The organism is Streptomyces novaecaesareae (assembly GCF_000716875.1).
GTDB lineage: Bacteria > Actinomycetota > Actinomycetes > Streptomycetales > Streptomycetaceae > Kitasatospora > Kitasatospora novaecaesareae.
On the sequence record NZ_JNWQ01000159.1, the window covers coordinates 1 to 5,876 of the forward strand.

At 72.8% G+C, this 5,876-nt stretch carries 5 protein-coding genes and 1 tRNA gene; 3 read left to right on the forward strand and 3 right to left on the reverse strand.

Going from position 1 to position 5,876, the window contains the following annotated elements; genetic code table 11:
- Positions 1-143 precede the first annotated feature (143 nt).
- From OP86_RS31950 to OP86_RS31960, 3 genes are all read left to right on the forward strand, one after another.
- Positions 144-1,238: an SGNH/GDSL hydrolase family protein gene (locus OP86_RS31950; RefSeq protein ID WP_078589000.1), complete on the forward strand. Its 1,095-nt coding sequence runs from the start codon at positions 144-146 to the stop codon at positions 1,236-1,238.
- Positions 1,239-1,301: 63 nt separating this feature from the next.
- On the forward strand, positions 1,302-2,570 hold the full coding sequence (locus OP86_RS31955) for an acetyl-CoA C-acetyltransferase (RefSeq protein WP_030062481.1): 1,269 nt from the start codon (positions 1,302-1,304) through the stop codon (positions 2,568-2,570).
- A 291-nt stretch (positions 2,571-2,861) separates the two neighbouring features.
- Positions 2,862-3,803, forward strand: a complete 942-nt coding sequence (locus OP86_RS31960; RefSeq protein WP_051831146.1) for a hypothetical protein — start codon at positions 2,862-2,864, stop codon at positions 3,801-3,803.
- A gap of 95 nt (positions 3,804-3,898) precedes the next feature.
- Here OP86_RS31960 and OP86_RS37035 read toward each other — a convergent pair whose 3' ends face one another.
- From OP86_RS37035 to OP86_RS31975, 3 genes are all read right to left on the reverse strand, one after another.
- The gene (locus tag OP86_RS37035; RefSeq protein WP_030062483.1) at positions 3,899-4,267 is read right to left on the reverse strand and encodes a hypothetical protein; all 369 of its coding nucleotides are present in this window, start codon (positions 4,265-4,267) and stop codon (positions 3,899-3,901) included.
- Between the two features lie 97 nt (positions 4,268-4,364).
- Complete coding sequence (locus tag OP86_RS31970) at positions 4,365-5,237, reverse strand: Bax inhibitor-1/YccA family protein (protein WP_030062484.1); 873 nt, start codon at positions 5,235-5,237, stop codon at positions 4,365-4,367.
- A 142-nt stretch (positions 5,238-5,379) separates the two neighbouring features.
- Positions 5,380-5,461, reverse strand: a tRNA-Leu gene (locus OP86_RS31975).
- Positions 5,462-5,876 lie beyond the last annotated feature (415 nt).

Below are 5,876 nucleotides of genomic sequence, written 5' to 3' on the forward strand. Positions count from 1 at the left end.
CGCCCCGCACAGCGCGCAGCGCCCCCCGCGCAGCGCCCCCCGGCCCCAATGGCCCACTCCCGCAGGTACTCCCGCCCTCCGCGCGGGTAGGAGGGGTGTACGCCCCCGGGAGGGGCAGCACGAGGACGTGAAGGGGGTGTCGGATGCCAGGCGCACAGGACTCGCGGGCCCGGGTGGCCCGGCGGATCGCCGCCGCGGCGGCGTACGGCGGCGGTGGGCTCGGACTCCTCGGCGTGGGCCTGGTGGGCCTGCTGCTGACCGAGAGCAAGCTCGCCATCCAGGCCATCGGCGCCCTGGAGACGCTCCCGCCCAAGGCCGACGGCACCTACGGCGAGGCCTTCGCCGATGGCGCCGCCGCCCCGCAGCCGCCGCTCGTCCTGGCCGTCCTCGGCGACTCCACCGGCGCCGGGCTCGGCGTGGCACGGGCCCGGGAGACCCCGGGCGCCCTGCTCGCCGCGGGCCTGGCCTCGGTGGCCGAGCGCCCCGTCCGGCTGGTCAACGTGGCCCGCTCCGGCGGCCGCTCCGCCGACCTCTCCGGCCAGCTGGAGCAGGCGCTGCCGCACCACCCGGACATCGCCGTGATCATGATCGGGGCCAATGACGTGACCCGGCACAGCCCGGCCCAGCTGGCCGTGCGCCAGCTCGGCGAGGCCGTCGCCGCACTGCACGCCAACGGCTGCCAGGTGGTCGTCGGCACCTGCCCGGACCTCGGCACGATCAAGCCGGTGCGCCCGCCGCTGCGCTGGGTGGCCCGTCGGCTGAGCCGGCAGCTGGCCGCCGCGCAGACCATCGCCGTGGTGGAGGCGGGCGGCCGGACGGTCTCGCTCGGCTCGCTGCTCGGCCCGGAGTTCGCCGCGCGCCCGGAGATGTTCGCCGCCGACCGCTACCACCCCTCCGCCCAGGGCTACGCGACCGCCGCGATGGCCGTGCTGCCCTCGGTCTGCGCCGCGCTCGGCCTCTGGCCCGAGGAGGAGCGTCCGACCGCGCCCGTCCCGGGCGAGACGGTGCTGCCGGTCGCGGTGGCCGCCGCGGCGGCGGCCGGCCGCGAGGGCACCGAGGTCGCGGCCGTGGAGGCGGAGGGCGCGGGCCACCGCTGGGCCCTGCTGCGCCGGCGCCTGCGGATCGGCCTGCCCGGCTCGGGCACGGTGGCCGGGGTCCAGCTGCACCCCGCCCCGGAGGCCTCGCCGACCCCCGGGAATACGTCGGCCAGCTCACACGCTGGTGCGGGTGACGCCTGACCTACCAGGCGGTAACTTTCCTCCCGGACGTCAGGTCCGCCGTCACCCAGCGAGGAGCCCGTCATGCCCGAAGCCGTCATCGTCAGCGCCGCCCGTTCGCCGATCGGCCGGGCCTTCAAGGGCTCCCTCAAGGACGTCCGCCCGGACGACCTGACCGCCCACATCATCCAGGCCGCCCTGGCCAAGGTGCCGCAGCTCGACCCGCGCGAGATCGACGACCTGATGCTGGGCTGCGGCCTGCCCGGCGGCGAGCAGGGCCACAACCTGGCCCGCATCGTGGCCGTCCAGATGGGCATGGACTACCTGCCCGGCGCCACCATCACCCGCTACTGCTCCTCCTCGCTGCAGACCACGCGGATGGCACTGCACGCGATCAAGGCGGGCGAGGGCGACGTCTTCATCTCGGCCGGCGTGGAGACGGTCTCGCGCAGCATCCACGGCACCTCGGACGGCATGCCGGGCACCATGAACCCGCTCTTCGACGAGGCCCAGGCCCGCACCGCCAAGCGCGCCGAGGAGGGCACGTGGGGGGCGGCGCGTAGCGCCTCGAGCGAGGGTGGTGGTGGGCGACGGGAGGGCTGGCACGACCCGCGCGAGGACGGCCTGCTGCCGGACGCCTACATCGCGATGGGCCAGACCGCCGAGAACCTGGCCGCACTCAAGGGCATCACCCGCGCCGAGCAGGACGAGTTCGGCGTCCGCTCGCAGAACCTCGCCGAGGCCGCCATCAAGGCCGGCTTCTGGGAGCGCGAGATCACCCCGGTGACGCTCCCGGACGGCACCGTGGTCAGCAAGGACGACGGCCCGCGCGGCGGCGTCACCCTGGAGGGCGTCTCGGGCCTGAAGCCGGTGTTCCGCCCCGACGGCACCGTGACCGCCGGTAACTGCTGCCCGCTGAACGACGGTGCGGCCGCGCTGGTCATCATGTCCGACACCAAGGCCCGCGAGCTCGGCATCACCCCGCTCGCCCGGGTGGTCTCCACCGGCGTCAGCGCGCTCTCCCCCGAGATCATGGGCTACGGCCCGGTCGAGGCCTCCAAGCAGGCGCTCAAGCGGGCCGGCCTGACCATCGGCGACATCGACCTGGTCGAGATCAACGAGGCCTTCGCGGCCCAGGTCATCCCCTCCTACCGCGACCTCGGCATCGACCTGGACAAGCTGAACGTCAACGGCGGTGCCATCGCGGTCGGCCACCCCTTCGGCATGACCGGCGCCCGGATCACCACCACGCTGATCAACTCCCTGCAGTGGCACGACAAGCAGTTCGGTCTGGAGACCATGTGCGTCGGCGGCGGCCAGGGCATGGCGATGGTCATCGAGCGCCTCAGCTGATCCCTCCCCGCAGCCTCCGAAGGGTCTGGAACACCCATGTGGAGTGACACTGCGTAATTGAGGGCCGGATCACACCGAGAGGTCGATCCGGCCCTCTTCCCGTTCGTTTCCGGCTCGGAAATCGACACTGCGGAGCGGATCAACTCCACTGCGTAGAACGGTGTTACCTAACAATTTGGGGACAAGAGCGAAAGTCCCGGACGAATTAGACATTCGCCACTGCGGTAACACCCCCGCATGCGGCAGTGTGGAGGCGTAACCCCGTTCCGCTCCTCGCTAGGAGTACGTTCCGTGAGCGCCGTCTACATCATCCTGCTGCTGATCCTGATCACCGTGTCGGCCGCCGTGCTGCTCCGTCTCCAGGGCATCTCCCGCCGACTGGACGCCCAGGCAGCGGCCCAGGCCGTGCCCGCACCGGTCGACGAGGCCGCGATACGCCGGGCCGTCGCCGAGGCGCTCGCCGCCGACCGCGAACGGGAGATCACCGAGGCCCGGGCGTTCTGGGCCGAGCAGGAGGCCCGCGCGGCCGAGGACGCGCCGCTGTTCGACTCCCCCTACACCGGAGTGTTCTCCGGCACCGACGAGTGGCCGCTCTTCTTCCCCCGCCCCACCGGCCCGCAGGACGCCGCCGACAACGCCGGGACGATGGACCCGGAGTTCGGCGAGGCGCTGCGCTCCGCGCTGGAGGACCTGATCAACGAGGACGGCACCGGCCCGGCCGAGCCCGGCACCGACGGCGGCGCGCCGCTGCGCCCCGGCCACCCGGTGGGCGAGGCCACGAAGGACGCCCAGGCCCGCCGCGAGGCCGACCTGCTGGCCACCGGCCTGGAGGCCGGGCTGCTGGACACCGACCCGGCCGTCGAGGAGGCCCCGGCCCCCGTGCCCGACCCGCGTCGGCACCCCTCGCACCCCGACTTCGTGCCCAGCCAGGCACCGTCCCGCGAGTGGACCGACAACCGGCTGGCCACGCTCGCCGAGGAGGCCGTCGCCCTGATCGACGTCCGCCCGGGCCCGCTGGGCACCCTGGATGTGTACGCCTTCGCCGACGGCACCACGCTCTGCGTGGCCCCGGGCGACCGGGAGGCCGCCTACCGGCTGATCGACGCGGTCCGTGCCGGTGAGCACGTCCGACTGCTCGGCGGCTCGCGCTTCTCCGGCTCGTACTCGCTGACCTTCTCCACCGACGAGGACGCCGTCTACGTGCTCGCCGACCGCGTGGTCGCCAGCATCTGACGCCCGCTCAGCCGCACGACGCACCGAAGGCCGGCCGGGTCAAGGGGTTACCGACCCGGCCGGCCTTCAGCGCGTCCGAGCTCGTCCGAGCGCGCTCAGGCGCAGAGCGCCGCCGTCCCCCGCACCGCCGCCACCGCGTCGGCCAGCACCCCGGCCACCGGCTCGGGCCCGCCCGGCAACGCCACCTCCGCGCCCTCGGGCAGCGCCGCGAGCAAGGCCGCCAGGTCGTGCCCGGCGACGGCCAGTTGGTCCCCCACCGCGAAGGCCCCGGCGTCCGGGAAGTCCCGCGCCGGCCCGCCCTCCGCCGCCAGCGCCAGCGCGGCCAGCCGCCGGGCCAGCTCCAACGCGGCCGCCGCCCGCGACCCGTACCCGGGCACGGCGCCCAGCAGCTTGCTCTGCGGCAGCGAGCGGAAACGATCCGCCAGGGCGTCGACGGCTTCGATCAGGGGCTGTACGTCATGCATGGCAGCGAGCCTATGGCCTGGCTCCACGAAAAGCCGCCGGGCCCCGGAGCAGGTGGCTCCAGGGCCCGGCGGCAGTGTTCACGTCGGGGACGTCACATCAGTCGTCGCCGCGCAGACTTGCGATCAGACGCAGCATCTCCCAGTAGATCCAGACCAGCGAGAACGTGAGCCCGAAGGCGGCCCGCCAGGCCTCCTGCTGGGGGGCGCCCCCGGCGATGGCCTGCTCGATCTCGTTGAAGTCCAGCGTGAGGTAGAACGCACCGATGGCGATGCCGATCAGGCCGACGCCGATGCCCACGGGGCCGGACCAGGTGTTGACGCCCCCGCCGAACCACCAGGCGATCGAGTTGACCAGCAGCAGGACCGCGAAGCCCAGGCCGATCGCGGTGCCGATCCGCGTGAACTTCGGAGTGACCCGGATCCGGCCGCTCTTGTAGACGAACAGCGTCGCACCGAAGACCGCCGCCGTACCCAGCACGGCCTGGATCGCGATGCCCGGGAAGACGGTGTTGAGGTAGTGCGACCAGGCGCCGAGAACGACGCCTTCCAGGGCCGAGTAAACGAGGATCAGCGCCGGGCTGACCTTCACCCTGAACTGGATGACCAGGCCGACGACCAGGGCGATCAGTGAGGCGGCAATCGCGTAGCCGAAGTTCTGGAACGGCAGCGTGAACCAGGCCACCGCGCCGGCGGCGACCAGGGTCAGCAGCGTCATGGCGGTGCGGGCGACCACGTCGTCGAGCGTCATCCGCCCGGTGGCCCCGGGGCCGGCCGACGGCCCGTTGTACATCTCGTACAGCTGCTCGTCGCTCAGCGGGGCCTGGCCCTGCGGCTGCTGGGCGTACTGCGTCCCCGCGTAGGGGTTGGCGCCGTACGGGCTCCCGGCCTGCGCGGTGTTACCGAACCCCGCGTAGCCGGAGTCGCGGGTGAAGGACCCCTCCCGCGAGAAGACCGGGTTGCTGCTTCTCATTGCTCATTCCCTCCGTGGCGGCACTGCACCGCCCATGCACAAGGGTAATGGCTTGGCAAAAATTCCGGGATACGCCGCGAGGAGGATCCGGTGAACGACTCCCGGCGGGGGGGCCGTCGGCGCCCCCGCCGGGTCGAACCGGTGCCCGGAGCCGGACTCGAACCGGCACGGCCTCGCGGCCAAGCAGTTTTAAGCTGCCCGTGTCTGCGTTCCACCATCCGGGCGTCCTGCGAAACCACCCTGAGCCTAGTCGCCCGGATCACCCTTTCGCATGTTCCCGGCCCCGTAAGTTGTCATGTTTCCTTGCCATCTGACGAACTGTTCGGGATTCGGCCACGAAGCATAGTAGTTCAGGCCACCGCCCGGACGGCAACCGGCCCTCAGGGTTCCCGTCATACCGAAGGAGGAGGGTCCACCCACCTCCTACGCCCAGCGGTGGTCGGGCCAACCGTCCGGCGGAGCGACGCCGGAGCATGATCACCTCGCGGAGCATGGAGGTACACACCCACGAGCCCGAGGAGCACCCCGTGACCCCGTCGACCGCAACCGCCGTCCGCACCGGCCGGGCGGCCGCCCGCGCCACCGGCCTGAACAAGGTCTACGGGGAGGGCGAGACCCGCGTCGTCGCCCTCGACGACG